25 protein-coding genes are annotated in these 26,452 nt (G+C 71.9%); 10 read left to right on the forward strand and 15 right to left on the reverse strand.

What is annotated here, in order from left to right:
- Positions 1-64 precede the first annotated feature (64 nt).
- On the forward strand, positions 65-871 hold the full coding sequence (locus E1264_RS12195; protein WP_132172742.1) for an SDR family oxidoreductase: 807 nt from the start codon (positions 65-67) through the stop codon (positions 869-871).
- Positions 872-996: 125 nt separating this feature from the next.
- Positions 997-1,926: an NAD(P)-dependent oxidoreductase gene (locus E1264_RS12200; protein WP_132172744.1), complete on the forward strand. Its 930-nt coding sequence runs from the start codon at positions 997-999 to the stop codon at positions 1,924-1,926.
- 99 nt (positions 1,927-2,025) lie between these two features.
- Here E1264_RS12200 and E1264_RS12205 read toward each other — a convergent pair whose 3' ends face one another.
- Positions 2,026-2,673, reverse strand: coding sequence for a response regulator transcription factor (locus tag E1264_RS12205; RefSeq protein ID WP_132172746.1), 648 nt, complete (start codon positions 2,671-2,673; stop codon positions 2,026-2,028).
- A complete protein-coding gene (locus E1264_RS12210; RefSeq protein WP_132172748.1) occupies positions 2,670-4,799 on the reverse strand; it encodes a sensor histidine kinase in 2,130 nt (709 codons plus the stop codon). Before E1264_RS12210 ends, E1264_RS12205 begins: the two co-directional genes overlap by 4 nt.
- Before the next feature lie 198 nt (positions 4,800-4,997).
- On the opposite strand from E1264_RS12210, the gene E1264_RS44570 reads away from it, so the two are divergent.
- From E1264_RS44570 to E1264_RS12225, 3 genes are all read left to right on the forward strand, one after another.
- Entirely contained in the window at positions 4,998-5,705 is a 708-nt protein-coding gene (locus tag E1264_RS44570; protein WP_207935875.1) for a hypothetical protein, read from the forward strand.
- Positions 5,706-6,093: 388 nt separating this feature from the next.
- Positions 6,094-6,444, forward strand: a complete 351-nt coding sequence (locus E1264_RS12220; RefSeq protein WP_132172750.1) for a hypothetical protein — start codon at positions 6,094-6,096, stop codon at positions 6,442-6,444.
- A 206-nt stretch (positions 6,445-6,650) separates the two neighbouring features.
- On the forward strand, positions 6,651-7,706 hold the full coding sequence (locus E1264_RS12225) for a S1 family peptidase (RefSeq protein WP_132172752.1): 1,056 nt from the start codon (positions 6,651-6,653) through the stop codon (positions 7,704-7,706).
- A 59-nt stretch (positions 7,707-7,765) separates the two neighbouring features.
- Here E1264_RS12225 and E1264_RS12230 read toward each other — a convergent pair whose 3' ends face one another.
- From E1264_RS12230 to E1264_RS45255, 3 genes are all read right to left on the reverse strand, one after another.
- The gene (locus E1264_RS12230; RefSeq protein WP_132172754.1) at positions 7,766-8,170 is read right to left on the reverse strand and encodes a MerR family transcriptional regulator; all 405 of its coding nucleotides are present in this window, start codon (positions 8,168-8,170) and stop codon (positions 7,766-7,768) included.
- Between the two features lie 41 nt (positions 8,171-8,211).
- A complete protein-coding gene (locus tag E1264_RS12235; RefSeq protein WP_132172756.1) occupies positions 8,212-9,231 on the reverse strand; it encodes an NADP-dependent oxidoreductase in 1,020 nt (339 codons plus the stop codon).
- 107 nt (positions 9,232-9,338) lie between these two features.
- Positions 9,339-9,611, reverse strand: coding sequence for a hypothetical protein (locus E1264_RS45255; RefSeq protein ID WP_243710883.1), 273 nt, complete (start codon positions 9,609-9,611; stop codon positions 9,339-9,341).
- Here E1264_RS45255 and E1264_RS12240 point away from each other — a divergent pair.
- Entirely contained in the window at positions 9,576-10,094 is a 519-nt protein-coding gene (locus E1264_RS12240) for a hypothetical protein (protein ID WP_243710884.1), read from the forward strand. The two genes, E1264_RS45255 and E1264_RS12240, sit on opposite strands and share 36 nt — an antisense overlap.
- A 15-nt stretch (positions 10,095-10,109) precedes the next feature.
- On the opposite strand, the gene E1264_RS12245 is transcribed toward E1264_RS12240, so the two are convergent.
- Positions 10,110-11,864 (reverse strand): HEAT repeat domain-containing protein, encoded by a 1,755-nt coding sequence (locus E1264_RS12245; protein WP_132172758.1) that lies wholly within the window; start codon positions 11,862-11,864, stop codon positions 10,110-10,112.
- 146 nt (positions 11,865-12,010) lie between these two features.
- Positions 12,011-12,505, reverse strand: a complete 495-nt coding sequence (locus E1264_RS12250; RefSeq protein ID WP_132172760.1) for a helix-turn-helix domain-containing protein — start codon at positions 12,503-12,505, stop codon at positions 12,011-12,013.
- A gap of 93 nt (positions 12,506-12,598) precedes the next feature.
- Here E1264_RS12250 and E1264_RS12255 point away from each other — a divergent pair, with 93 nt between their 5' ends.
- The 4 genes from E1264_RS12255 to E1264_RS12270 all read left to right on the forward strand — a co-directional run bounded on the left by E1264_RS12255 (position 12,599) and on the right by E1264_RS12270 (position 17,524).
- Positions 12,599-14,077: an MFS transporter gene (locus E1264_RS12255; protein WP_207935876.1), complete on the forward strand. Its 1,479-nt coding sequence runs from the start codon at positions 12,599-12,601 to the stop codon at positions 14,075-14,077.
- A gap of 120 nt (positions 14,078-14,197) precedes the next feature.
- Positions 14,198-15,475: an aspartate kinase gene (locus tag E1264_RS12260; protein ID WP_132172762.1), complete on the forward strand. Its 1,278-nt coding sequence runs from the start codon at positions 14,198-14,200 to the stop codon at positions 15,473-15,475.
- Positions 15,476-15,673: 198 nt separating this feature from the next.
- Positions 15,674-16,738 (forward strand): aspartate-semialdehyde dehydrogenase, encoded by a 1,065-nt coding sequence (locus E1264_RS12265; RefSeq protein WP_132172764.1) that lies wholly within the window; start codon positions 15,674-15,676, stop codon positions 16,736-16,738.
- Positions 16,739-16,855: 117 nt separating this feature from the next.
- Positions 16,856-17,524, forward strand: a complete 669-nt coding sequence (locus E1264_RS12270; protein ID WP_132172766.1) for a TetR family transcriptional regulator — start codon at positions 16,856-16,858, stop codon at positions 17,522-17,524.
- Positions 17,525-17,552: 28 nt separating this feature from the next.
- Here the strand turns inward: E1264_RS12270 and E1264_RS44575 are convergent, their stop codons facing one another.
- The 8 genes from E1264_RS44575 to E1264_RS12305 form a co-directional block, all read right to left on the reverse strand.
- Positions 17,553-18,359 (reverse strand): hypothetical protein, encoded by an 807-nt coding sequence (locus E1264_RS44575; protein ID WP_207935877.1) that lies wholly within the window; start codon positions 18,357-18,359, stop codon positions 17,553-17,555.
- A gap of 187 nt (positions 18,360-18,546) precedes the next feature.
- Complete coding sequence (locus E1264_RS12280) at positions 18,547-20,322, reverse strand: prolyl oligopeptidase family serine peptidase (protein WP_132172768.1); 1,776 nt, start codon at positions 20,320-20,322, stop codon at positions 18,547-18,549.
- 35 nt (positions 20,323-20,357) lie between these two features.
- A complete protein-coding gene (locus E1264_RS12285; protein WP_132172770.1) occupies positions 20,358-20,675 on the reverse strand; it encodes a DUF6191 domain-containing protein in 318 nt (105 codons plus the stop codon).
- A 93-nt stretch (positions 20,676-20,768) separates the two neighbouring features.
- Positions 20,769-20,918: a hypothetical protein gene (locus E1264_RS43310; protein WP_165964140.1), complete on the reverse strand. Its 150-nt coding sequence runs from the start codon at positions 20,916-20,918 to the stop codon at positions 20,769-20,771.
- A gap of 50 nt (positions 20,919-20,968) precedes the next feature.
- Positions 20,969-21,241 carry a hypothetical protein gene (locus E1264_RS12290; protein WP_207935878.1) on the reverse strand — a complete coding sequence of 91 codons (273 nt, stop codon included), beginning with the start codon at positions 21,239-21,241 and terminating at the stop codon, positions 20,969-20,971.
- A gap of 451 nt (positions 21,242-21,692) precedes the next feature.
- The gene (locus tag E1264_RS12295; RefSeq protein ID WP_132172772.1) at positions 21,693-23,351 is read right to left on the reverse strand and encodes a catalase; all 1,659 of its coding nucleotides are present in this window, start codon (positions 23,349-23,351) and stop codon (positions 21,693-21,695) included.
- A gap of 80 nt (positions 23,352-23,431) precedes the next feature.
- Entirely contained in the window at positions 23,432-24,001 is a 570-nt protein-coding gene (locus E1264_RS45260) for a class I tRNA ligase family protein (RefSeq protein WP_243710886.1), read from the reverse strand.
- A 440-nt stretch (positions 24,002-24,441) separates the two neighbouring features.
- Complete coding sequence (locus tag E1264_RS12305) at positions 24,442-26,403, reverse strand: BTAD domain-containing putative transcriptional regulator (protein ID WP_132172774.1); 1,962 nt, start codon at positions 26,401-26,403, stop codon at positions 24,442-24,444.
- Between the last annotated feature and the right edge of the window lie 49 nt (positions 26,404-26,452).

Genomic DNA, 26,452 nt, shown 5'->3' on the forward strand with positions numbered 1-26,452 from the left:
GCGTGGGGTTCATGGGGGCGAGGCGCGTCCGGGGTGGGCGTGCTCGTCTATTAGAGGGGTCTTCATGGATCTGCAGCTGGCGGGGCGCGTGGCGGTCGTTACCGGGGCGTCGAAGGGGATCGGGGCCGCCGTCACGCGGACGTTGCTGGACGAGGGCGCGCGCGTGGTGGCGGTTTCCAGGAAAACGAGCCGGGAGCTTGACGCGCTCGCCGGGCCGGAGCTGCTGCATGTGCCGGTCGATCTCATGGACCCGGACGCTCCGGCGGTCGTGGTCGAGCGGGCGGTGGAGGCGTTCGGCGGGCTGGACGTCCTGGTCAACAACGCGGGCGGGCCGCCGCCCGGCGCGAGCCTGCCGCGGTTCGGGTTCATGACGCTGACGGACGGCGACTGGCGCGACACGATCGAGTTCAACGTGCACGCCGTCGTCCGGATGGTGCGGGCCGCGCTCCCGCACCTGCTGAAGAGCGACGCGGCGTCGGTGGTGAACGTCTCGTCGGGGAACGCGCGCCGTCCCGGGCCGATGAACTACGACTACAACGCGGCCAAGGCGGCGCTCACCAATCTGGGCAAGGGGTTGTCGGAGGAGTACGGGCCGCAGGGCGTCCGGGTCAACACGGTGTCGCCCGGCCCCGTCCGGACGGCGTGGTGGACGGACGAGGGCGGCGCGGCCGACATCATCGCCGGGGCCACCGGGTCCGGCCGCGACGCGGTGCTGGACGGCGGCGCCGCCGAGATGATGAACCTCACGACCGGGCGGCTCGCCACGCCGCAGGAGGTCGCGGATGTCATCGCGCTGCTCGCGTCGCCCCGCTCGGCGAGCACCACGGGCGCGGATTTCGCCGTCGACTCGGGCTTCCTCAAGGAAATCTGAGGGATCGTGACCTGCCGCTTGCGTCATGGGCGCAAGCGGCAGGGGAGGCTCGGCCAAGGGCAATGTCACAAATTCGGAGGGTGCCTTTGTCTTGATGGGCGAGAACCACACGGAAGGAAAAGGCCATGCGAATCTTCCTCACCGGAGCGACCGGGGCACTCGGACGGCACCTCGTTCCCATGCTCGTCGAGGCGGGGCATGACGTCACCGCCACCACGCGGTCGGCCGGCAAGACCGGGCAACTGCGCGCGGCGGGCGCCGAGCCGGTGATCGTCGACGGGCTCGACCGCGAGGGCGTGATCGAGGCCGTGGCCGCCGCCCGGCCGGACGTCATCGTCCACCAGATGACCGCGCTGGCCGACATGAAGAGCCTCCGCAACATGGACAGGACGTTCGCCGCCACCAACGAGCTCCGCACCCGCGGCACCGACAACCTGCTCGCGGCCGCGAAGCGCGCGGACGTCCGCCGGGTCGTCGCGCAAGGCCACATCGGCGCGACCGCGCGGACCGGCGCCCCGGTGCAGACCGAGGAGGACCCGCTCGCCCCGGACGCCCCGTCCCGGACCTCGAAGCGTTCGATGGCGGCGATCAAGTACGTGGACGAGGCCGTCACGGCGGGCGTGCCGGAGGGGATCGTGCTGCGCTACGGCAACTTCTACGGGCCCGGCGCCTCGGAGATGCTGCTGGAGGCGGTGCGGAAGCGGCAGGTGCCGGTGGTCGGCGGCGGGACCGGGATCTGGTCGTTCATCGAGACCACCGACGCCGCCTCCGCGACGTTCGCGGCGATCGAGCGCGGCGCGCCCGGCGTCTACAACATCGTCGACAGCGACCCGGCGCCCGTCTCGGAATGGCTGCCCTACCTCGCCGACCTTCTCGGTGCGAAGCCGCCGATGCGCGTGCCCGCGTGGCTCGGACGGCTGCTCGCCGGCGGATTCATCGTGGCGCAGATGACCGAATGGCGCGGGTCGTCCAATGCGAAGGCCCGGAAGGAACTCGGCTGGGAGCCGAATTACCCGAGCTGGCGGGAAGGATTCCGGGACTGGGCCGGCCGATAGGCCCCGGGAAAATGCGATTGAGTGCGACGCGGGTTCGGCGGGAGACGCACGCCGGCTGTCAGAGCCGGTCGTCGTCCCCGCCGATCACTTTTGTGCCCGCTAGCGGCCGAGGCCGGCGTCGCGGGCGCGGAGGATCGCCTCGGCGCGGTCGGCGACCTGGAGTTTGGCGAACACGTTCGAGACGTTGTTGCGGACGGTCTTGGGCGACAGCCCGAGCCGTTCGGCGATCGCCGGGTTCGGCAGGCCCAGCGCGATCAGTTCGAGCACGCCCCGTTCCCGGGCGGTGAGCTCGGGGAACGGCTCCCCGGCCGGAGGGGCCGCCGCGATCCGCGCGAAGTAGTCCGAGACGCGGCCCGCCAGCGCCGGACCGAAGATCACCTCGCCGCGCGCGACCGCGGACACCGCCCGCAGGATCTCGTCCGGGTCGGCGCCCTTCACCAGGTATCCGCGGGCCCCGGCGCGCATCGCGGCGAACACGCTCTCGTCGTCCTCGTGCATGGTCAGCACCAGCACCGCGGTCTCCGGGCGCGCCGCGAGGATCCGGCGGGTGGCGTCCACGCCGCCGAGCCGCGGCATCTGCAGGTCCATCACGACGACGTCCGGACGCAGCCGCCCCGCCATCTCGACCGCGACCAGTCCGTCCGGCGCGGTCCCCACGACCTCGGCCTCGCCGGTGGAGTCCAGCATCAGGCGCAGGCCGTCCCGGTACACCGGATGGTCGTCGGCGAGCAGCACCCGCGGCGTCACGGCGCGCTCCTCGTGAGCGACAGCGGCTCCTCGTCCTCGGCGGGGGCCGGGCGCGGCCCGAACGGCAGGACGGCGTGGACGCGCGTCCCGCCGCCCGGCCGCGCCGACACGGTGCACCGCCCGCCGAGCTCCTCGGCCCGCTCCCGCATCCCGACCAGCCCGACGCCGACGAGCGCGCCCGGCGGGACGCCCCGCCCGTCGTCGGCGACCTCCACCTCCAGCGCGTCCGCGGCCGCCGCCAGCCGGACGTCGCAGCGCGTCGCCGCCGCGTGCCGCGAGACGTTCGCCAGCGCCTCCGCCACGATCCGGTAGGCCGCCTCCTCGGCCGCCGCCGGCAGTGTCGCGAGCTCGCCCGCGCAGCGGAGCCGCACCTGCAACGACCTCCCCTGGAACCGCTCCGCGAGCTGCTCTATCGCCCCGGCCAGCCCGAACTGGTCCAGGGACGGGGGCCGCAGGTCGTGCACGAGCCGCCGGACGTCCGACAGCACCGCCGACAGGTCCGTGCGCACCGACTCCAGGGTCGCGTCGGCGGCGTCGCCGTCACGTGGCGCGAGGTTCCGGGCCGCCTCGATCTTCAGGGCCGCGGCCGCCAGCGACGGGCCCAGCCCGTCGTGCAGGTCGCGGCGCAGCCTGCGCCGCTCCTCGGCGATTCCCGTGACGAGCTGCTCCCGGCTGCGCTGGAGCTCCTCGGTCAGCGCTGTTGCGCGTGCGGCGGCGGCCGCCTGCCGTACGACGTCGGCGAGGAGGCGCTGGTCGGCGGGCGGGAGCCGCGATCCCGTGCGCGGTACCAGGGCCAGCCGCCCGATCGCCGCGCCCCGGTAACCGAACGGCATCACGACGACGTCGTCGCGCGCCGTGCCGTGTTCGACCACGACCGTCCGGCCGTCGGCCCTGTCCAGTTCGACGCGCACGTACGGGGACCGGAACGACTCCGCCACCACCCGCGCCACCTCCAGCAGCAGCTCGTCCGGGCCCAGCGAACGTTCTAGGCGGCGCGCCAGCGCCGACACGACGTCGTAGGGTTCCGCGCGTCCCGTCAGGACACGGTTCACCCATCGCTGAAGCCGCAGCCGCAGCGGCGCGTACAGGACGGCGACCACGCCCGCGCCCGTCACGGCGGCGAGCGGCTCGTCGATGAACGTCCCCGCGAGGACGAACACCGCCACGTCGATGCCGATGACGGCGGCCGCGAGCGCCGCGTACAGCAGCGTCCAGCCGAGCAGCAGGTCCACGTCGTAGAGCCGGTACCGGGCGACCGCGACCAGCACCGCCACCGCGAGCGCCGCGTGCATGAGGACGAGGGAGATGTCGCCGACCCACCAGTCCACCGAGGGCGGCGTCACCTCGGTCAGCACCATGCCCGCGGCGATGAGGACGACGTTGGCGATCAGCGCCAGCAGCATCCAGCGCAGCTGCGTCCGCCGCACCGGATCCGACCGGCGGAACCGCACCGTGAACGCCGCGATCGACACCCCGAAGGAGGTGAGGAAGCCCGCCCAGAACATCCACCCGGACACCGGCCAGATCGCCTCGGGCAGCGGCGGCGTCAGCGGGTCCAGCGGGATGTCCCGCAGGCCGGGCGCGATCGGCTCGCCGCGCGAGAACACCTCCCACGGCACCATCAGCAGCGCCAGGACCCCGGTGGCCTGCGCGGTGATCGCCGCCGCCACGGGCCAGCGCCAGCGCGGCGAGGGCAGCCGCCCGTCCGGGAAGAACATCAGGGTCAGCGGGACGATCATGTTGATCATCGGGCCGAACCGGCCGCCCGCGTACACCGTGAACGCGGTCAGCGGCAGATCACCGCCGTGCTCCAGCACCGACAGGGACGCGTACGCCGCGGTGATCCCGTCCAGGACCGCGATGGACCCGCCCGCCAGCATCAGCCATGTCAGCGGATGCCGCGGCAGCCGCGTCGCGAGGACGCCGCCCGCGACCGCCACCGACAGCCCTGACCCCGCCGATCCCCAGTGCGCCCAGTTCAGCGGGTCCGGTGGCGTGCCGGAGCCCGCCAGCAGCACGTCCAGCCAGACGGTCGCCACGGTCGCCGCCACGCACAGCACGGCGACCGCGATGGCGGACGGCCTCAGGAGCCGCTCGCCCCGAGGCGCCGGGCGGGCGCTGCTCATCCATCCAGCTTGACCCCCGCGCCGTCCCGCCTACCTGGGACCGGCGTCCTTGCAGGTCGGGACGGTGGTCACCGCAGGAAGAGGCACGGACCCGGGCGCTCGCGCCGCCCCTGTCACTGGTCGCCCGGGACATCGGGGACGGAGTGTCATGCTCGCCGGCGGCGCGCCCTGCGCCGCCCCTGTCACGGGGAGATACCGATGACCATGCACGTCCGGCCCAGTTCCGTCTACGCGGACGGCCCGCCCGACCCGGGGCCCGGAGGGCTCCTGCTCCGCACCCGCATCGCCGGTGCCGCTCTCGTCGCCGGGACCACCGCGTGGATCGCCGGCCTGCTCGAAGGCGGGATCCGCATCCGCGACGAGGTCGTCGCGGTCGAGATCTGGGGCAGCATGGCGTTCCTGGTGGGCGTCATGTCGCTGGTCGTGCTCGCGCTGTCCACGAACGCCACGGGGGCTCGCAAAGGCCGCTACATCGCCATCGTGGAGATGGTCCTACTCGTCCCCGCGATGGTGTGGTGCCCGCTCGTCATCGCCTACCCCGAGGACACCCCCGCCTGGGTGATCCCCTTCGACATGTGCTGGCCGCTGTCCATGCTCGGGATGCTCGTCATCGGCATCGCCGTCGTCAGGGTCGGCCGCTTCCGGGGCCTGCTGCGTTGGCAGTTCCTCTTCTGCGGGCTGTGGCTGGTCGTCGCCGGCGTGGGGGAGGCCGCGCTCAGCGACGAGGCCGGCACCTACCCGGGCATGGTCTGGCTCGGCGTCTCGTACGGCATCCTCGGGCTGCGCCTCGCCGTGACGCCCCGCATCGTCCTGCCCGCCGAGCCTGTCCCGCCCGCCGGACCGACCGGACCCGCCGGACCCGCCGGACCCGTCGCGCCTGCCGCGCCCGCCGCACCCGCGGCCTGACCGGCTGGTGGACGGAATCCAGGGCCGTTGAACCCGCCGGTGGGTTTTTCGAAGGCCGTCCCAAGGACGGGCCTTCGACGGGAGCGGGGGCCCCGAACCCACCGGCGACCGGCACTCCCAACAGTGATCTTGAGGAGCGTGATCCTTCTAGGGTGACCCCATGAAGGCTCGGACATGGTCGGTTCTTCTCGCGGTCCTGACTCTCGTGGGCGGCGGTGCGGTATGGCGGGAGTCGTGGCGCGTGTGGCCGCCCGACCCGCATGTCGATCGGAATCTCTCTGATGCAGCGCTGCCGGTGATCGACCGTTTCCTTGAGGCGGGGGGCGCGGTCGTCTGGCCTAGTTCTATGCCCGGGCGGATGCGTCCGCGATGGTTCTGTACGGAGAGCGTGATCGAGACCGTCCAGCGGGGGGCGTCTCAGGTGCGTGTTTCGCTGGAGGTCGCGTGCAACGACTACGCGCGCGACGGCGGGCGCCTGGTGACCCATGCCGGGGTGCGGACGCCGCTGCTGGCGACGCTGGATCGCAAGGGTGCCGCCCTGGCCGTCCGGGACGTGGCGGAGCCGCTCGACGGCGCGGGGTTCCGTCCGTCCCTGGAGCGCATGTTCTCCGGCCGCGCGATCGCCGAGTACGACCGGCGCCAGCGCCGGGACAGCGGCGTGGACGCCCCTGACGCCGAAGCCGCCCGCGCGTTCGGCCTGCCTCCCGGCACCGGGGCACAGCAGTTCCAGGCCCCATAAAGGCTGATCAGCGCCTCGCCCTTTAATTCCGGGCGTGGCGTATCGATTCGGCCTGAAATTTCAATAGTGCGGTGAAATCTGGTTGTCGACACGGCATCGAAGTACGTTGCTGCCACACGACGCCTTTACCACCAGGCTCGTGGTCCCCCGCCAACCCCCGAGAGAAGCCGCCGACAAGGTGGTCGGCGGTGAGAGGTGGAACCAGAGTGAACCGTGGATCACACGTCAAGCGCGTGATGACCCCCCTGGTCGGCGCCGCGGCGCTGATCACGCTCCCCGCGCTCGGGACCGTTCCCGCAACGGCCCAGACCCACGCCGCCGGAACCGTCCGGCTCGCTCACATCCCGCAGCAGGCACAGGCCGATCAGCTGACCGGCCGCCTCGGCTCCCAGCACGCGGGCTTCTACGTCGACGAGACCGGGAACCTCGTCGTCAACGTGACGAGCGCGGCCGCCGCCGAGCAGGTCCGCGCCGCGGGCCTCCAGGCCCGCGTCGTCGAGCACGGCATCAAGCCGCTGACCGCCGCCAAGACCGCGCTCGACCGGCTCGCCGGCACCGCCGGGACGACCGGGCTGTCGTGGGGCGTCGACGTCATGAAGAACGCCGTGGTCGTCAGCGTGCCGAAGAACGACAACGACGCCGCCACCAAGGCGTTCGTCAAGCGCGCACGCGCGCTCGGCCAGACCGTCCAGGTCAGGCGCGTCCCCGCGGCGCCGCGGGTGCACCTCGGCCCCGGCGACGCGATCACCACCGGCGGCTCGCGCTGCTCGGTCTCGGCGATCGGCGTGGTCGGCGGCAGCACCGAGTACGTCATGACCGCCGGGCACTGCACCAACATCGGCGCCACCTGGTCGGCGGGCGGCCAGACCGTCGGCACCCGGGAGATCAGCAGGTTCCCGGGCGACGACTACGGCACGATCCGCAGCGCCGGGCAGGTCCAGCTGAGCAACGCCCAGCTCACCGAGGTCGGGCGTCCGGCGGCCGGAACCCAGATCCAGAAGAAGGGCTCCACGACCGGCACGACCTCCGGGCGTCTCGTCGGCTACGACCGGACGGTGAACTACCAGGAGGGCGCCGTCCGCCAGATGATCGAGACCACCGCGTGCAGCCAGCCGGGCGACAGCGGCGGCTCGCTGCAGGCCGGCAACATCGCCATCGGCATCACCTCCGGCGGCACGACCGGTGGCTGCGGAGCGAACTTCCAGTCGTTCTTCCAGCCGCTGGACGAGGCGCTCCAGGCTCAGGGCGCCACCCTGAAGTGATCTGAGAACCGCGCTCGCGTGGGGCTCCCGGTGCGGTCCGCCGGGAGCCCCATTTCGCTTTACCGGCCGTCCTTCACGGCGGTGCCGGGCGCGTCCTGGCCGGTCAGGCCCATCTGGGCGGCCAGGCCGTCGCGCAGGCGGGTGAGGCGGGCGATCTCGGCGTCGAGCGCGTCGAGCCGCCGGCGCGCGACCCCCGACCCCTGCCCGCATCCCGTGCCGTCGCGCGACAGCGGCGCGTCCTCGTCCAGGAGGTGGAGCAGGCCGGCGCAGTGGCGGAGATCCTCGACGGTCAGCCCCACCGACAGCAGGCGGCGGATGGTCCGCACCCGCGCCACCTCGCGCGGCCCGTACCGGCGCTGCCCGCCGGACGTGCGCGACGGTGGCGGCAGCAGGCCGCGCTGCTCGTAGAACCGCAGTGCCCGCGGGGTGGTCCCGGCCGCCGCGGCGGCGTCGCTGATCCGCATCGGTGCTCCCGTCCCGGCGCTCGACGGTCGGCGCTCGGCGCCTACAGTTCGACGATGACGGTGCCGAGGTGGCGTCCGCCGATCATCTCGTGCAACGCGCGCGGGGCGTTCTCGATGCCCGCGACCCGCACATGCGGGAACGTGACCTCCCCGGAGCACAGCCAGCCGCCGAAACGCTCCGCCCATGCGGGGTCCGCCGCCGGGCCCGTGGAGCTGCCGAAGCCGCGGAGCTCGATCCCCTTGACGATCACCTGGAAGGTGTCGATCTCGACGGGGGCGGTGGTGCCGGTGAGGTCCGGCGACAGCTGCCCGGCCAGCGTCCCGACGAGGGCGAACCGCGCGCCGGGCCGGGCGGCGCCGATCGCGGCCCGGAGCTGCTCGCCGCCGACGTTGTCGACGAGGACGTCGATGCCGTCCGGCGCGGCCTCCGCGAGCTGGTCGGCGATGGGACGCGTCCCCGTCCCGCGGAGTACGGCCGCGTCGTAGCCGAGCTCGGACACCAGGCGCTCCGCCTTGTCCGGCGAGCCGGTGCTGCCGATCACGCGTCCCGCGCCCAGCGCCCGCGCGAACTGCCCGGCCAGCGAGCCGATCCCGCCCGCGCCGCCGGACACGAACACGGTGTCGCCCGGACGCAGCCGCGCGTCCCGCGTCAGCGCCGTGTACGCGATCGCCGCCTGCCCCAGGTGCGCCGCGGGGTCGGGCAGCGCGCCGTCCAGCGGCGCGCACTGACCGGCGGGGACGGCGGCGTACTCGCGCCAGCCGAGCCAGTGCTCGACGAGGTCGCCCGGCCGCACGCCCGCGTCCGGAGGCGCCGACACGACCTCGCCGATCGCCTTTCCGTACAGGGTGTCGCCCGGATTCAGGCCGGGGAACGGCGCGTCCCGCACGCTCCCGCCGATCAGGGTGCGCAGTGCCGGGAAGACGTGGAAGAAGCGGTTCCTGACCAGCACTTCGCCGTCCCCGGGGACCGGCGTCGGCACCTCGACGACGGCGAAGTGGTCCGGCTCGGGCAGGCCCTCGGGCCGGACGGCGAGCCGAACCTCGCGAGATGTACCGGGCATTCTGAACGCTCCTCACCACATCGATTCGTGACCCGTGCACGACCTCGCGACGCTAACCCTTGACCCATACGTCAGAGTCAAGGGCTGATGTCCGCCTTGTGCGGGCGTCAGCTCGGGGCGATGAACTGGTGGTCGGTGCGGATGCGGCCTTCGTCGTCCAGGGAAAGGATGTCGAGACCGCCCCCGAGGACCTCGCGGTTGCTGGTGGACAGCATCGTCCAGCGGAGGGCGACCACGTTGGACTGGAGGACGGACGGTTCGCCGTCCGCCTCGAAGACGTTCTCGCCGGGGGCTACGCGCCGGTCTACACCGAGACGAGCCTCGACGCCCCCGAGCTCGGTCCGGTGCGCGAGGCGCTGGACCGCATCCTCGACGGGCATCTGCCGTACCCGGCGGTCGTCGTCCGGCCGTACGGGGAGCTCGTCGCCGCGAACGCGGCGTTCGGCGTCCTCACCGAGGGCGCGGCGCCTGAGCTGCTGGAACCGCCGGTGAACGTGCTGCGCCTCGCCCTCCACCCGGACGGGATGGCCCGCAGGGTCGTGAACCTGCCCGAATGGGGCCGCCACATCACCGGCAGCCTGCGCGACCGGGCCCGGCGCAGCCCCGACCCGGCGCTCGACGAGTTCATCGCCGAACTGGACGGCTACGTGCCCGACATGGAGCCGTCCGCCGACCATCTCGGCTTCGCCGTGCCGCTACGGCTCCGGGCCGGGGCGGACGGCCCCGCCTCGTCCGAGCTGCGCCTCATCACGACGCTGACGTCGTTCGCGACGGCCGTGGACGTGACGCTCTCCGAACTGCGCCTTGAGGCGTTCCTACCGGCCGACGAGGAAACCGCGATGATTCTCGCCCGGCGGAATTGACCTGGCCGGGCTGGTTCACCGGATGGGGGTCAGGAACTGCACGGTCGCGGTGGCGTCCGCGAGGATCTCGTCCGGGTCGACCGCGTCGGGGGTGGCGCGGTTCGCCCAGCCGGTCTCGTCCAGGCGGGCCAGTGCGGCCGTGAAGTCCTTGTGGAGCCGCCGGGGCAGGCTGTCCATGTGGTCCTCCAGGTTCTGGACGAGGAAGAGGAACTCCCACCGGACGCCGGGATCGGCGAGTTCGTCCAGCAGCCGGGGCAGGGCGTCGGGGCGGCCCGCTTCGACGGCCCACGTCAGCGTGTGCGCGCGGATGACCGGATCGGGACTGTCGAGAAGGCGGACGAGGGCCTCGGTGGCGTTGCCGGCGTCGGGCATGCCCGCCAGCCCGAGGGCGGCGTTCGCCCGGACGGCGGGGTCCGGGTCCTGGTCGATGAGGCGGATCAGCCGCTCGGCGATCCGGTCGGCGGCGGCGCTGCCCGGCAGGTCGCTCGACGCCGCCGCCGTGGCCCTGACGGTGGCGTCCTCGTGCCCGAGCAGGTCGAGGACGAACTCGTCCACGCTGTCGGCGTCCGGGTCGAGGCGGCCGCGCGCGGCGAGCCCGGAGTAGGTGCGCAGCATCGCGGTCAGGACGATCGGGTCGTCCGGACGGCGGGCGCGCAGGTCCGCCAATGCGGCGCGGATCTGCCGCGACCGCCCGGCATGGCCGAAGGACACCAGGATCGCCAGCGCCTCGACGCCCAGCGCGTCGTCGCCCAGGGCGTCGTCGCCCAGGGCAAGTGCCTCGTCGACGGCGATGTTGACGGCGTGGCGGTCGGTCCAGGCGGGCGCCGCCACGTCCGGGATCAGCTGGAGGAGGAGTTCGTCGCGCCCCTCGCTGCCCGCCGGGAGGGCCCGGGCGCGCTGGAGCAGGTCCCGGACGGCGGCGCGCCGGCCCGGCGCGTCCCATCCCGGCGCGGGCGCGTACCGGCGCATCGACCCGTTGACCGTGTCGATGAACAGGTCGATGACCAGCGCACGGATATCGGCGTTGGACCAGTCCAGGCCGTGAAGGTTCGCGAGCTGCTCCCGGAGCTCGTCGCGAAGATCGTCCGTCAGGGCGGGGCCGGGGCCGTCTCCCGGATCGGGGGCGCCGTGCAGGAGCGTCCGTGCGCGATGCCATGCGTGCGCGGCCTGGCCGGGGTCGTCCAGGTGCGCGGCGAACAGCGCGGTGAACACCTCCGCGGCGGACGGATCGCGGCAGACGGTGTGCGCGAGCCCGGTGGCGGCGGCGTCCGCGACGTCCGGCAGCGGATCCTCGTCCAGCAGTGCCAGGAGCGAGCCGATCACCGAGACGGGATCATGCGCGGCGTCCGCCGACGTCGCGGCGGCGGCGCGCACCCGGCCGTCCTCGTGGCGGAACATCGCCATCAGAAGCTCTGCGGGGTCCCGTTCCGGGGTGACCGCGCTCGCGTGGACGGGCAGCGCGGCGGCGAGTATCTCCGCGTCCCGCTGGTCGGGACGGCAAAGCGCGCCGGTGACCTGCCCGATCTCCGGCCACAGATGCGGCGGGACGAGCGACGCGGGCACGTTCCTCAGCGCGTCGAGGCCGGCCACCGTGTCGTCCGGCCGTCCATCGCGGCAGAGGGCGAGCGCCTGCTCGACGACCACCTCGGCGTCGAGGTTGACGAGCTGGTCCAGCGCCGCGCTTCGCAGCGCCGACCCCGGCGGGTGCGCCCGGACCTGGCCGAGGACATCGGTGACCTCCGCTTCACGCTTGGCTCTACGTCCGAACACCTGTGTCCTCTCCGGCGGGACCGCCCGTGCCGTCCCGCTGACATTCTCGATCTTGGCATCTGCTCCCCAGGACCCAGACGGGCGAGCCGTTCCCAATGTGACATGCCGCCGCGCGGTGGGGCGCGCCGTGAACGTGGAAGCGATGCTCAGCGGCGGGCGCCGAGGGCCTCACGGGCGACGGCGGCGCGCTCGGCGGCCTCCTCCTCTGCAGCCTTCCGCTCCGCCTCGATGCGGGCGTCGTAGGCGGCACGGGCGGCGGCGATCGCGTTCTGGTGCGCCTCCGTCCAGGTCACGAGCGATCGGATGGTCTCGTGCAGGGTCGACCCCATGGGCGTGAGGGCGTAGTCCACGCGCGGCGGGACGGTCGGATGGACGGTGCGGCTGACGAGCCCGTCGCGCTCCAGGTGCCGCAGCGTCCTGGCGAGCATCCGCTGGCTGATCCCGTCGATCCGGCGGCGGAGTTCGGTGAACCGGAGCGACCGCTGGTCCAGAAGCGCGATGACGAGCAGCGACCATTTGTCCGCGATGCGGTCGAGGATCTGCCGGACCTCGCAGTCGTTGCGGGTGTCCCACTGCAGGACGTCCTCGTCGGCGGCGGTATCCCCGCAGTTACCGAGGGACGCGAAAGTTCCGTCTTCCATGGGTCCTGATGGTGACTCAGGATGTGGTCGGTAACAAGGGGGAACCGGCCTCCCGTCCGGGAACCGGGCTCTCGGCGCGAGAGGAGCCTGCTCATGTCCACACCCGCGGCCCGTATGGACGGACGCGCCTGGGCGTCGCTGTTCGTCCTGTGCGGCGCGGTCTTCCTGGAGGGGATCGACGTCGCGATGCTGAACGTCGCGCTCCCGTCGATCCGGGCGGACCTCGGGCTGTCGACCGGAATGCTCAGCGGCGTCATCAGCGCCTACGTCCTCGGATACGGCGGCTTCATGCTGCTCGGCGGACGGGCCGCCGACCTGCTGGGCCGCCGCCGCGTGTTCCTCTTCTGGCTGGTGGTCTTCCTGGCGTTCTCCGGGCTCGGCGGGTTCGCCACCGAGGGGTGGATGCTGCTGATCGCCCGTTTCGTCACCGGTGTCGCGTCGGCGTTCATGATGCCGGCGGGGCTCGCGCTGGTCACCGCCACGTTCCCGGCCGGGCCCGCGCGCACGAAGGCCCTCGGCGTCTACGCGGGAACGGCGGCGGGCGGCTACACGCTCGGCCTCGTCGTCGGGGGGCTGCTGACCGCGATCGGCTGGCGCTGGGTGTTCTTCGCCCCGGTGATCCTGGCGGCGCTGATCCTGACCGCGGCGATCCCGCTGATCAAGGAGCCGGACGCCCCCGACGCACTGGGCGGACGGCCGCGGGGCGGGTTCGATCTCGTGGGGGCGTTCAGCGTCACCGGCGCGATGCTGCTGCTCGCGTACGGGGTCGTCCGGCTGGAGCGGCCGTCGCACGGCGCCGCGCTCACCGCCTGCGCCTTCGCGGGCGGGCTGGCGCTGCTCGCCGCGTTCGTCGCGATCGAGCGGCGGGCCGCGAGCCCGCTTCTGCGGCTCGGCATCCTCCGCTCCGCCGCGCTCGTCCGGACGAACCTCAGCGCTGCGCTGTTCCTCGCCGCCTTCGCCGGTTTCCAGTTCCTCATGACGCTGTACCTGCAGGAGCTTCGCGGCTGGACGACCTGGCAGACCGGGCTCGCGATGCTCGTCGTCGGCATCGACACCGTCCTCGCGCCCACGCTCACCCCGCGCCTGGTGGGCCGCTTCGGCAACCTCCGCGTCCTGCTCGGCGGCCTCGTCCTCGCGGCCGTGGCGTACGGGCTGTTCCTGCCGGTCACGCTCGACTGGGCCTACACGATCATGTTCCCGATCATCGCGCTGCTCGGGGTGGCGTTCGCGCTCGCCTACGGGCCGCTGACGATGGCCGCCACCGACGGCGTGGACGAGAGCGAGCACGGCCTGGCGGGCGGACTGTTCTACACCTCGATCCAGTTCGGCACGGCGCTCGGCCTCTCCGCCGTGACCGCCGTCCAGGTCGCGGCGCTCGGCGGTGCGACGTCCCCCGGCGCGGGCCTCGACGCCCTCCGGACCGCGCTGGCCGTCCCGTTCGCGGCGGCCCTCCTGGCGGCCCTGATCACCGCGCTCGGCCTCCGCGCCCGTGCCACCGCTCCCGCGGCCGTCCCGGGCGCGCCCTCCCGAACCGCCGAGCCGGCGCAGGAGCCGGACAAGACCGTTGCCTAGAAAGGAGACCACCGAAAAGCCGCAGGCAGGCGGCGATAGTTACCTGCTCGTAATTCATCCGGCGCGGCTGGGTAGACTCGTCGTCCGGTACGCCTGACCCCGAACCGAGGAGCGCCACTCGTGGCTCTAGTCGTGCAGAAGTACGGTGGCTCCTCCGTCGCCGACGCCGACGGCGTCAAGCGGGTCGCCCAGCGCATCGTCGCGACGAAGAAGGCGGGCAACGACGTCGTCGTCGTGGTGTCCGCCATGGGCGACACGACGGATGATCTCATCGATATGGCCAAGCAGGTCAGCCCGCTGCCGCCGGGCCGCGAGCTGGACATGCTGCTCACCGCCGGCGAGCGGATCTCGATGGCCCTGCTCGCCATGGCCATCGCGAACCTGGGCCACGAGGCCCGCTCGTTCACCGGCTCCCAGGCCGGCGTGATCACCGACGGCTCGCACGGCAAAGCCAAGATCATCGACGTGACGCCGGGCCGGATCCGCACCGCGCTGGACGAGGGCTCGATCTGCATCGTCGCCGGGTTCCAGGGCGTCTCGCAGGGCACCAAGGACATCACGACCCTCGGCCGCGGCGGCTCCGACACCACGGCCGTCGCGCTCGCCGCCGCGCTGGACGCCGACGTCTGCGAGATCTACTCCGACGTCGACGGGGTCTTCACCGCCGACCCGCGCATCGTGCCCGCCGCCCGCAAGATCCCCAAGATCTCCTACGAGGAGATGCTGGAGATGGCGGCGAGCGGCGCGAAGATCCTGCATCTGCGCTGCGTGGAGTACGCGCGCCGCTACAACATCCCGATCCACGTGCGCTCCTCGTTCAGCCAGAAGGAGGGCACCTGGGTCGTCGACAGCAGCGAGATCGAAGGACAGGACGACATGGAGCAGGCGATCATCTCCGGCGTCGCGCACGACCGGAGCGAGGCGAAGATCACCGTGGTGGGGGTGCCCGACAAGCCCGGTGAGGCCGCCGCGATCTTCACGGTGCTGTCCGAGGCCGAGATCAACATCGACATGATCGTGCAGAACGTGTCGGCGGCGTCCACCGGCCGCACCGACATCTCGTTCACGCTGCCGTCCACCGACGGGCAGAGCGCGCTGACGGCCCTCAACAAGCTGAAGGAGCGGATCGGGTTCGAGTCGCTCCGCTACGACGACCGCATCGGCAAGGTGTCGCTGATCGGCGCCGGGATGCGCTCGCACCCCGGGGTCACCGCCACCCTGTTCGGCGCCATCGCCGACGCGGGTGTGAACATCGAGATGATCTCCACGTCGGAGATCCGGATCTCCGTCGTCGTCGCGCAGGACGACATCGACACCGCCGTCGCCGCCGCGCACCACGCCTTCGACCTCGACGCCGAGCAGGTCGAGGCCGTCGTCTACGGCGGCACCGGCCGCTGACGCCGACCACCCGCACGCCGAACGTGCGTGCCTGCGTGCGCGGGTGCGTGTCTGCGTGCGGGGGTTTGCGCGGGGTCGCGTCCTTCGGGTGTTCGTCGCGGGGCGCGTCATGTGACGCAGTCGTCCGATTCGGACGGTGGCAGCATCCTCCGGGAACCGGTCGTGAACGGCGGTAGTTCAGAGGATGTGAGTGCGACGATGGACTCGGCTTCCGGGCTGCCGACGCTCGCGGTCGTCGGCGCGACCGGGACGGTGGGGACGGTGATGCTCGACCTGCTGTCCACCCGCCGGGACGTCTACGGGGAGATCAGGCTCGTCGGCTCGGAACGGTCCGCCGGGCGGGCGCTGAAGGTGCGCCACCAGAAGGCGGAGTGCGCGGCGCTCGCACCGGAGGTCTTCGACGGCGTCGACATCGCGATGTTCGCCGCCCCGGCGCCGGTGGCCGAGGCATGGGTTCCGGTCGCGGTGGAGCGCGGCGCCGTCGCCGTCGACGGTTCGGGCGCGTACCGGATGAGGCGGGACGTCCCGCTCGTCGTCCCGGAGGTGAACGCGGAGCGGGTGCGGGAGCGTCCGCGCGGCATCGTCGCCGGTCCCGGCTGCACGACCCTGTCGATGATCGTCGCGCTCGGGGCGCTGCACCGGCGGTACGGGCTGCGGGAGCTGGTCGTCGCGTCCTACCAGGCGGCGTCGTCGGCGGGACGGGACGGGATCGACACCCTGTACGCGCAGCTGGAGAAGGTCGGCGGCGACCGCACGCTCGGCAACCGCGCGGGCGACGTGCGCGGCGTGGTCGGCGAGTTCGGACCGTTCCCGGCCCCGCTCGCGATGAACGTCGTGCCGTGGGCGGGGACGCCCGAGGACGGCGGCTGGACGTCCGACGAGATGTCCGTCCGGGACGAGACGCGCAAGGTCCTCGGCCTGCCCGAGCTGAAGGTCGCGGCGACGTGCGTCCGCGTCCCGGTGGTGACCGCGCATTCGGTGGCCGTCCACGCCGTGTTCGAGGAGCGGACCGACCAGCGGGAGGCCCAGGACATCCTCGCGAGGTCCGCGGGCGTGGTGCTGTGCGACAGCCCGGAGACGCGCGAGTTCCCCACGCCGTCCGACGTCGTCGGCACCGATCCGACGTGGGCGGGACGCGTCCGGCGCTCGCTCGACGACCCGCAGGCCCTCGACCTGTTCGTCTGCGGCGACAACCTGCGCAAGGGATCCGCGCTGAACACGGCTCAGATCGCCGAGCTCATCGCCGCCGAACTCACGATGTGAGGCCCTCGGCGGGCGGCGGCCGCACCGCGGACCGCACCGTGGGCCGTGGACGGGCCGTGGACGGGCCGGGTTCGCGGTGGGAGCGCGGCGGCGGGGCGGGGCCGTAGGCTGGCAGGCGTGACCGAGACGAAGGCCGTGAAGTCGGAACAGACACGGTCCCTGATCGTCGAGACTGCGCTGAAGCTGTTCAGGGACCGCGGATACGAGGCGACGACGATGCGCGCGATCGCCAAGGAGGCGGGCGTCTCGGTCGGCAACGCCTACTACTACTTCGGGTCCAAGGAAGAGCTGATCCAGGCGTACTACGACGAGCTGCAGGAGGAGCACGTCGCCGCCTGCCGCGCCGTCCTGGACGCGGAGACGGCGTTCGCGCCGCGGCTCCTCGGCGTGCTGAAGGCCCGCGTCGACACGATGGTCCCCTACCACGAGTTCGCCGGGAAGTTCTTCAAGTTCGCCGCCGAGCCGACCAGCCCGCTCAACCCGTTCAGCGCCGAGTCGGGACCGGCCCGCGAGTCGGCGGTCGCGATCTACCGCGAGGTCGTGGACGGCTCCGACCTGAAGATCGACAAGGAGTTCCGGGCGGAGCTGCCGGAGCTGCTGTGGATCTACTCGATGGGCATCGTCCTGTACTGGGTGCACGACAGCTCACCCGGCTGCCGCAAGACGTACCTGCTCGTGGAGCGGACGGTCCCGCTGGTCAACCGCATGGTGTCGATGTCGCGGATGCCGGGCTTCAAGTCGGTGACCCGGGAGCTCGTCGGCATCATCCGCGAGGTCCGCGCCTGACGACCGGCTCTTCCCGGGGCCGCGCGGGTTAGCGGAACGTGATGTCCCAGTGGTCCTTCTCGCGGGCGAACAGCGTGCCGTCCGGTGCGCGGTAGAGCCGCGCGCCGTCGCCCCGGACGCCGGCCGACGGGTAACGCTTGATCGCGCGGTCGACGCACGCGCTCGGCGCGATGTCGAGCTTGTAGCCCTTCCAGTGGCTGTAGGGGCCGCTCGCGTGGCCGCGTTCGGTGCCGCCGGTGACGGTGATCTCGCAGCCGCTCGACTCCGCGAAGCGGATCAGGCCCTTGATCGTCCCCCATCGGACGTTCTCGAACGAGGTGCAGGACGTGACCGTCCGGTCGGAGCAGCCGCCGGTCGAGCGCCACTCGATGCCGTTGGCGCGCAGCACGCCCTCGGCGAGGTGATGCTGGAGCCGCATGGAGTTGGGCCTGTCCGGCAGCGAGGAGGCGGTCGCCGCCTTTGGGGCTGGCTTTTCGGGTTGTGACGCAGCTCCGGGATAGGCCGGTCGCGGCGCGGGCGCTTCGGGCCGTCCAAGAGAGGCTTCAAGGGAGTCTTCAAAGGAGGCGGTGCCGGTTTCGTCGCCGATGGGTGGTTCGGTGGCGGGCCAGCCCGGCCCCAGGGGCGGCACCGGCCTGGCCGTCGAGACGGGGCGCTGCGGGGTCGAGCGCCGTTCGGCGGCGGACGCCTCCGGCGTCGCGGCGGCGGCAAGGACCGTCGTCGTCATCGCCACACCGGTGGCCAGCGCGGTCAGCCGGTGCGCGGGGCCGTGTGCCGCCGGTATTCGATGGCGGGCGGCGTGCCGGACGAGCGCATGGACGTGGAGAAGCCGAGTCATGTGATCCCCCCGATCAGTGACGAACGAGCGCCGGGGGGCGAGCCGTGACCGGCACGGCTCATTGCTCACTAGCGGCCGATCGGAGGAATGCCCGACCCTTTGATCTTGTAAACACCGAGGTCGGGCGAGGGTGACGGGAGGGGACGAGCGGGGCGTCCGCCCGTCCCTCACCCGTCTCCCGGGAAGATCAGGACATGCCCAGATGTTTGCGGGCGAAGTCCATTTCGGCGGCCATTTGGGCGATCCGCTCCTCGACGACGAGCGACCCGTGCCCGGCGTCGTACCGGTACATCTCGTGCGGTCGGTCGAGCTCGGCGAGCCGCCCGAGGTAGTTGTCGATCTGCCGGATGGGGCAGCGCGGGTCGTTCTCCCCGGCGAGGATCAGCACCGGCGCCTTCACCTGCGACACATAGGTGATCGGGGACGACTCGCGGTACCGGTCGGGGACCTCGTCCGGGGAGCCGCCGAACAGCGACCGGTCGAACGCCTGCAGCCCCTCCATCTCGTCCTCGTACGCGGCGACGTAGTCGGCGACCGGGACGGCGGCCACCGCGACGCTCCAGTCGTCCGGCTGCGTGCCGATGCCGAGGAGGGTGAGGAACCCGCCCCACGAGCCACCGGTCAGGACGAGCCTCGACGGGTCGGCGAGCCCGCTGGACACCGCCCAGTCGCGGACGGCCTTGATGTCCTCCAGCTCGGTGAGCCCGACCCGCCCTTCGATGGCGTCGCGCCATTCGGAGCCGTAGCCCGTCGAACCCCGGTAGTTGACGCGGACGACCGCGAACCCGTGGTCGACCCAGGCGGCGGCGGACGCGACGAACGAGTCGTCGTCCTGCGCCGTCGGCCCGCCATGGATGTCGAACACGGTCGGGTAGGGGCGGCTGCCGGCCTCCGGCTTGCTGACCAGCGCGTGGATGCGGCCCGCGGGACCGTCCACCCACACGTCCTCTACCGGGACGGACGGCGGCGCGACCGGCCCCGGCGGCGTCAGCACCACCTCCCCGGAGGTGGACCTGATCACCGGCGGCTCGGCGGCGGACGACCAGAAGAACTCGACCGTCCCGTCCGGCCGGACGGCCGCCCCGCCGATCACGCCGCGCGGCGTGTCGATCCTGGTCAGGGCCTCGCTGGCGAGGTCGTAGCGGTACAGCTCGTCGCGGGCCTCGTGCGAGTGGGAGATCAGCAGCGCGGTCCCGTCCGGGTACCAGTCGGCGCCGATCTCGCCGGGCAGGTCGAGGACGATCTCGCGCTGGGTGCCGGCGACCGGGTCCCAGATCAGCATCTCGTCCCGGCCGCGCCGCTCATGGTTGACGAGCAGCCGCGAATCACCGTCGACCGGGGCGAACCCGGCCCCGTAGACGCCCTTGCCTGGCCCATCCCAAAGGTCGGCGACGGTGGAGCCATCGGGACGCAGCACGCGCAACGCCATATGACGGCTGTCGCCATGCTCGCTGTGTCCGATCGCTACCAGGGACTCGTCCCGTGACAGGGCGGCGACATGCGCGTCCTCGGCGTGGTGGTAGAGAACCTCAGGCGACGTGTCGGGACCGCAGAAATGGATGGTGTTCCCTGCGTCGGTCGTCCGTCCGATGACAGCGAGGCCACTGCGGCCTAGGGACAGCCCAGACGGATACGACGGCTCCAACCCGGGGACGGCCGGAACGCTCTCAGCCCCTTTGTCCGCGTTGAAGGGGATGCGCTTCCATATGCCGAACTCGTCGCCGTCCGTGTCGGCGAACCACCACACCCATTCGCCGGACGGGTCGATGGCGCCGATCCAGGTCCCGTTGGGCCGTTCGGTCACCTGGCGTTGCGCGCCGGTGCCGCGGTCCCATGTGTATATCTCCCACGTCCCGGTGACGTTCGACCGGTAGATGCTGTGGTTCGGGGCGTCCCGCGCCCATCGGGGCAGGCTGATCCGGGCGGCCCGGAACCGCGCCTTCCAACGCTCATCGTCGACCATGCCCCCAGTATCGCGGCCGATCAGCCCCGCCGAACTCAGCCGGAGCCGGTGGGGCGGCGCACGATGGCGGTTCCGGCGTCGAGATCGACGCGCGTGCGCGGTGGTGCGGCGTCGCCGTCCTCGTCCCGCAAGATCAGCGAGATGCGGCGCTGTTCCTGCTGGTGGCGGTGCGTGCCGTGGAAGAACGCGTCGAGCTCACCCACCGCGACCGCCGAGACCGGACGGCCCGTCTCGTCGCGCCTCCAGGGCAGCCGGAACCTGCGGTTCGCCCACAGGCCGGCGCGATCGAGGACGGCGAACGCGACCAGCGCGATCACGAGGCCGGGGATGGTGAGGAAAGCGATCAATGCCACGTTCTTCCCAACGAGCGTGCCTCGCCAGTGGTTGCGTGGAGATGCGCCGCTCGGAGCGAGGTGGCGCGTTGGAGCTGGGTGGACGCGACGGAGCTAGGTGACGCGGCGGGCGGTCAAGGTCTTGCGTTGTCGGCGCGGGCGCCTTTCATTCGCGACCTGGGACCGGGACCCCTCGGTGGCGAGCAGGTCGCGGAGCGTGCGCGGGACGATGTCCTCGCGCCGGTCGGTGAACGGTGAACGCATCAGGTGTTCTCCCTGGTCGGGGGACGGGTGAGTGGACGTTGGGGGAGGGATCAGGCGGCTGTGGTGAGCTCGCGGTACGCCTCGGACACGGTGGAGAGCGCCCAGCGCATCCGCGTGATGTAGGTCTCGGGGTGGTCCCCCGCCTCCTGGGCGACGACGGCGACGCAGGCGTCACGGTCGCCGCCGCAGGCGCCGAACCGCTCGACGATGGCCTTGCGGACCTGCTCGGTGGAAGGGTGGTCGGACTCCTGCAGCCCGCAGCAGAACAGGATCTCGGCCAGGTCGGCGGTGCTCAGCGAGGTGAGGGTTGGCGTGTTCGACATCGTGTGCCTTCTTCCTGCGGAGGGGGCCTCGTCCCCCTGCTGCTGAATATGACTCTGCCGCTACGGCAAACTCATCGCCATAGGGGAAAACCCCCATTCACGGTGGAGTAATCCCCCGGTAGACCCGTAGCCCGGATCCTTTACACAAGCTTGATTCTAGCAGAACGGAATGCTTTGTTCCATAGCTGCCGGGTGTGGGTTCACGGCTCTGACCTGCGGGGTCCGTAAGAGGTTCGCGCGCCGCGCGGCATCGGATGACCCTGACCGACCCTGAGTGTGCGCGCTCGGGGTCGCGCACGCCGTCCGTCCCGCGACCCCGCCCGCGAAGCCGCCGGGCAGGCGACCAATTCAGCACATGCGGTCACTCCAGACCATGCCGCAACGTCAGCGCATGCCCGTCACTGCAGCCCGTGCGGCCACATCGGCACGTGCGGTCACTCGTCACCCAGGGCTAGGGCTGGTGGACGGCCCTCTCGTTCGGGACGCAGTGCGTCATCTTCAAACCGGCCACGTCGCGTGAACCGTTCTTGCCGAGGTTCTGCAGCCGTCGGCTGTCCTCGTCCGTGAGGTCCTGGCCGGGCAGCGGTTCGAGGTGCTTGACGTCGTCCGGGCCGATTCCGAGCCCCTCCCCGACGTGCAGCCCGAGGTCGTCCTCGACCAGCAGGAAATGCCAGACCATCCGCTCCTGCACGGGACGCGCGCACTGCGAGATCAGCTTGATGAAGTTGTGCACGAGGTCGTCGCGCTCCCAGTCCTGCATCAGCAGGTAGCGCTGGCCCGCCTGCTTGTAGTCGTTCGCGCGCGGAATGCGCTTGCGGGTCAGCCGTCCCCGGATCTCCGGCCCCTGCTCGTCGTGCGTCGGGTACTGGCCCTCCCGGAGCCCGCCCGTGATGGACGGCTCGTAGTTCACGTGCGGATTCTCGCCCGGAGTGTCCACGTAATAGGCCATCTGACCGTCGCGCTGGTTCGTCCGCACCTGCGTGCCCTTGGCCTGGTTGACGGGGAGCTGCAGGTAGTTCGGGCCCACGCGGTGGCGCTGGGTGTCGCTGTAGGAGAACGTCCGGCCGACGAGCATCTTGTCGTCGGAGAAATCGAGCCCGTCCACCAGGACGCCCGTGCCGAACGAGATCTGCTCGTTCTCGGCGAAGTTGTTGTCCACGTTGCGGTCGAGGACGATCCGGCCGACCGGCAGCGCGGGGAACTGGTCCTCAGGCCAGACCTTGGTGTCGTCGAGCGGGTCGAACTCCAGCTCCGGATGGTCGTGGTCGTCCATCATCTGGACGAGCAGTTCCCATTCGGGGAAGTCGCCGCGGTCGATGGCGTCGTGCAGATCCCTGGTGGCATGCCCGAGGTCGCGGCCCTGCACCGCCGCCGCGTCCTCCTCCGTCATGCTCCGCACGCCCTGCTTCGGCATCCAGTGGTACTTGACGAGCTTCGTGTCGCCCGCCTGGTTCACCCACTTGTAGGTGTTGACCCCGAATCCCTGCATGTGCCGGTAGTCGGCCGGGATGCCGCGCGGGCTGAAGAGGTTGACGAGCATGTGCATCGACTCCGGCGTCTGCGACATGAAGTCGAAGATGCGCGCCGGTTCCTGGCGGAACGTCACGGGGTCGGGCTTGAGGGCGTGGATGACGTCCGGGAACTTGATGGCGTCGCGGATGAAGAAGACCGCCAGGTTGTTCCCGACGAGGTCCCAGTTTCCGTCCTCGGTGTAGAACTTGATGGCGAAGCCGCGCGGATCCCGTGCCGTCTCGGCCGAGTCGCGCCCGCCGATGACCGTGGAGAACCGCAGCGCGATCGGCGTCCGCTTCCCGTGCTCCTGGAACAGCTTGGCGCGGGTGAACGTCGCGATCGGCTCGTCGCCCCATTTCCCGTACGCCTCGAAGAACCCGTACGCCGTCACGCCCCTCGCGTGGACGACGCGCTCCGGGATGCGCTCCCGGTCGAAATGGCTGATCTTCTCCAGGAACTGGTAGTTCTCCAGCGTGGCCGGGCCCCGGGCTCCCACGGTGCGCTGGTTCTGGTTGTCGTAGACGGGGTGGCCCTGCCGGTTGGTCAGTACCGGACGATCGTCCCCCGGCTGTGCTCCCATACTCGAAACGTCCGTCACGACGCCCACTCCTCTCGGTAGTTCAGTGCGGCCCTACCCGAGACGGGGCAATCCAACGTTCTTCCCGGGTAAATGCGCCCTCAGCCGAGCCGCTCGAACACCGGCCGCGCCCGCGGAAGCCGCTCAGCAGCGGACGCGTCGGCCGTGACCCGGGCCGTGAGCTGGGGCCTGGCCTGGGGCGTGACCTGGGCTGTGATGCGGGCGGCGGCATCCGGCAGGAACGGGTCCAGCAGCTCGCCGACCGTCCGGCACGCCCGAACAAGCCCGGCCAGAACACCATCCAGCCGCGCACCATCCAGCCGCGCACCATCCAGCCGCGCAGCATCGCCACCGTCGCCCGCGCGTTCGGCCTTCGCCAGCTCCCACGGCCGGACGCGGTTGATGTAGCGATTGCTTTCGTCCGCGATCGCCCAGACCGCGGAGGTGGCACGCCGGAAATCGAAGTCCTGCACACCGATCCCGGCGGCTTCGGCGGCCAGCACGTTCTTGAGCGAGTTGTCGTCCGTCCCGGCCTGGAACCGCACGGACTCGTCCTTGTTCCGGCGCCGATGATGCCTTGCGAGTACGTCCGCCTGGACGAGCTCCAATGCGAATCCGAGATGCGGCCGTGCGTTGACGTACGGGATCGTCGTGGTGATGTAGGCACCCATGGGAACCTCCAGAAGAGCCAGGTGGCCCGGAGCCCCAAAAGGAAAGAGGCCCCGCGAACAGGGCCTCGAATTGCGTCCAGCGTCAGCGTCGGCGGCCCCGCGAGCGGGGCATCATCACCTGGCGGCAGGACGTCGTCATACGACCAACCTACCAACCGCCGCCGAGCCGACGGCATCGATTTACCGGACGCTAGGATATCTCGGTGCGCGCGGCATGGAGCGCGGCGAAATGGTAGCGCGTCGAAGCGCGATCATCCTGCCCCAGGGAAGGTCCAACGGTCGCTCCTCTGGCCAGAACGGGCCGCTGACCAGCACAGTTCGCCTGCCTGGCGGCCGGTGGTCCATCCCGCGCACCGCTCAGCGGGTGCTTTTCGAGGCGCCACCCGGAATGGTCCGGGCGGCGGCGTTGCCGGACGGACGCTCGGGTGCGTTATCGCTCGTCAGGAACGGCCAAGCGCGGCACTCAGATCGTCCAAGTACCGCGAGACAGGCCCCAAAGTGATCAGCCCGCTACCGGCTCCGCCCAGCTCCGCCGCCGCTGGGGCCAGCTCGCCGTGCGCGCGCCGCATCGTCTCGCGGTCGTCCACGGCGATGGCGGCCTTGGCTGTCAGGCACCACATGGCCTCGAACAGCAGATCGCGCGGCGGCTCGGGCGCCCGCCGCAGCGCCGCCACCGCCTCGGACGTCCGGCCGCGAGCCACCCACACCAGAGGACGGGCCCACGGCTCGTAAGGCCCCCAATCGATGTGCGCGTCGGTCTGCGCAGGCAGGCCCTGCCGCAAGCGCAGGCAAAGCCGTGCAAGCGCCGGCAACCCGCTCTCAAGGCCAGGCATCCCGGCGCCGTCCAGCCGCGCGATGGCGTCCTCGTACGCGGCCTTCACCGCGTCCGCGTCCGCCCCCGCCTCGCTGGACGCGGCCAGCTGCAACGCCCGATACCACTGGGTAAAAACGTTCACCAGCGGCCGCTCATGGCGCGCGGCCAGCTCATCGGCGGCGACCGCGTGCCGGTCGGCTCCGGCGAAGTCACCGAGCGCGCTCCGCGCCTGGACGCGCACAAGATGCCCGAGCACCTCGAACGCCACCAACCCATGCCGACGAGACAACCCAACGAGCTCGGCCCCGATCCCATCGCGCTCCGGCGCCAGCCCCGCCCGCTGAAATGTCTGCATATAGACGCCGTTGAGGGCGAACGCCAGCAGCCCGGGGTCGTCCAGCCCGCGGGCGATCCGCTCCGCCTCCAGTGCGGCCGCGCGCCCCCGTCCGGAACGATCACCGCGCGACTCCAGCGCCACCGTCGCCAGCAACCGGGCCCGCAGCGCGTCATTCCCTTCGGCGAGGCCGCCGAGGGTGCGCTCGGCCACCGCCACGACCTCGGCGGCCTGGCGCGGATCGTCCGACCGCGTCCAGATCGCGGGGACGTCGTACGCGCCGATCACCCGCGCGGTCAGCTCCGCGTCGCCGAGCTCCTCGGCCGCCGCGATCGCCGCCGTCCGCTGCTCCCGGGCCGCCACCAGCCCGCCGCCGCCCGTCATCGCAAGATTGCGCAGGATGCCCACCGTCGACTCCAGCCGGGCCCGCGCCCCGGACGCCACCGCCCGGTCATAGGCCGCGGCCGCCTCCGCCCACACACGCGCCGCCGCGTCCTGCCCGTTCTCCATGTGATCGGCCTGGCGGAGGATGTCCTCCTCCAACCGGCGCAACGCAGGGCCGGGATCAAGCCCGAGCTGCTCGGCCAGCAAAGCCCGTGCCCGCCGCAACACCGCAAGCGCGTCCCGCTGCCGACCAGACCGGTAAAGCGCGAAAGCCAGCAACCGCCAGGCATCCTCACGCCACGGGTGCTCGGTCACGTGGGCGTCCAGGTCGGGCACCACCTCCGCCGCCCGTCCCAGCTCCAGCTTGGCCTCGGCCTTCCGCTCCACGGCGCGCAACCGCAGCTCCGCGAGCCGGGAACGCTCGGCCCGCGCCCACCCTTCGTCCGCGAACTCGGCGTACGCGGGGCCGCGCCACCACCCCAGCGCCTCGTCCAGCCTCTCGACCAGCTCTCCGGCCGGACGCGACGCCCCCACGACCTGCTCGAACCGCCAGGCATCCACCCCATCGGGCCCGACCCGCAGCGCATACCCGGGCCCCTCGGTGACGAGCATCCGGGACGGCGCCCGCGGTGGACGATCAGGCTCCAACGCCCGCCGCAAAGCCGCCACAAAGGTACGAACCGCGCCAACCCCGTCGTCCGGCGGATCGCCCCAGAGATCGTCCACGAGCCGCGTCACCGGCACGACCCGGCCTCTGGCCACGATGAGCCGCGCCAGCACGGCCCGATGCTTCGGCCCCTTCAGGGCGATCACGTCGCCGGAGCCGTCCCAGGCCGTCACCGGCCCCAGCACCCCGAACACGACCCCCACGCCTGCCACGGTATAGCGCGCTCATCGGATGCTCATCCACGCCGGGCAG

Source organism: Actinomadura sp. KC216, from assembly GCF_004348535.1.
Lineage (GTDB): Bacteria > Actinomycetota > Actinomycetes > Streptosporangiales > Streptosporangiaceae > Spirillospora.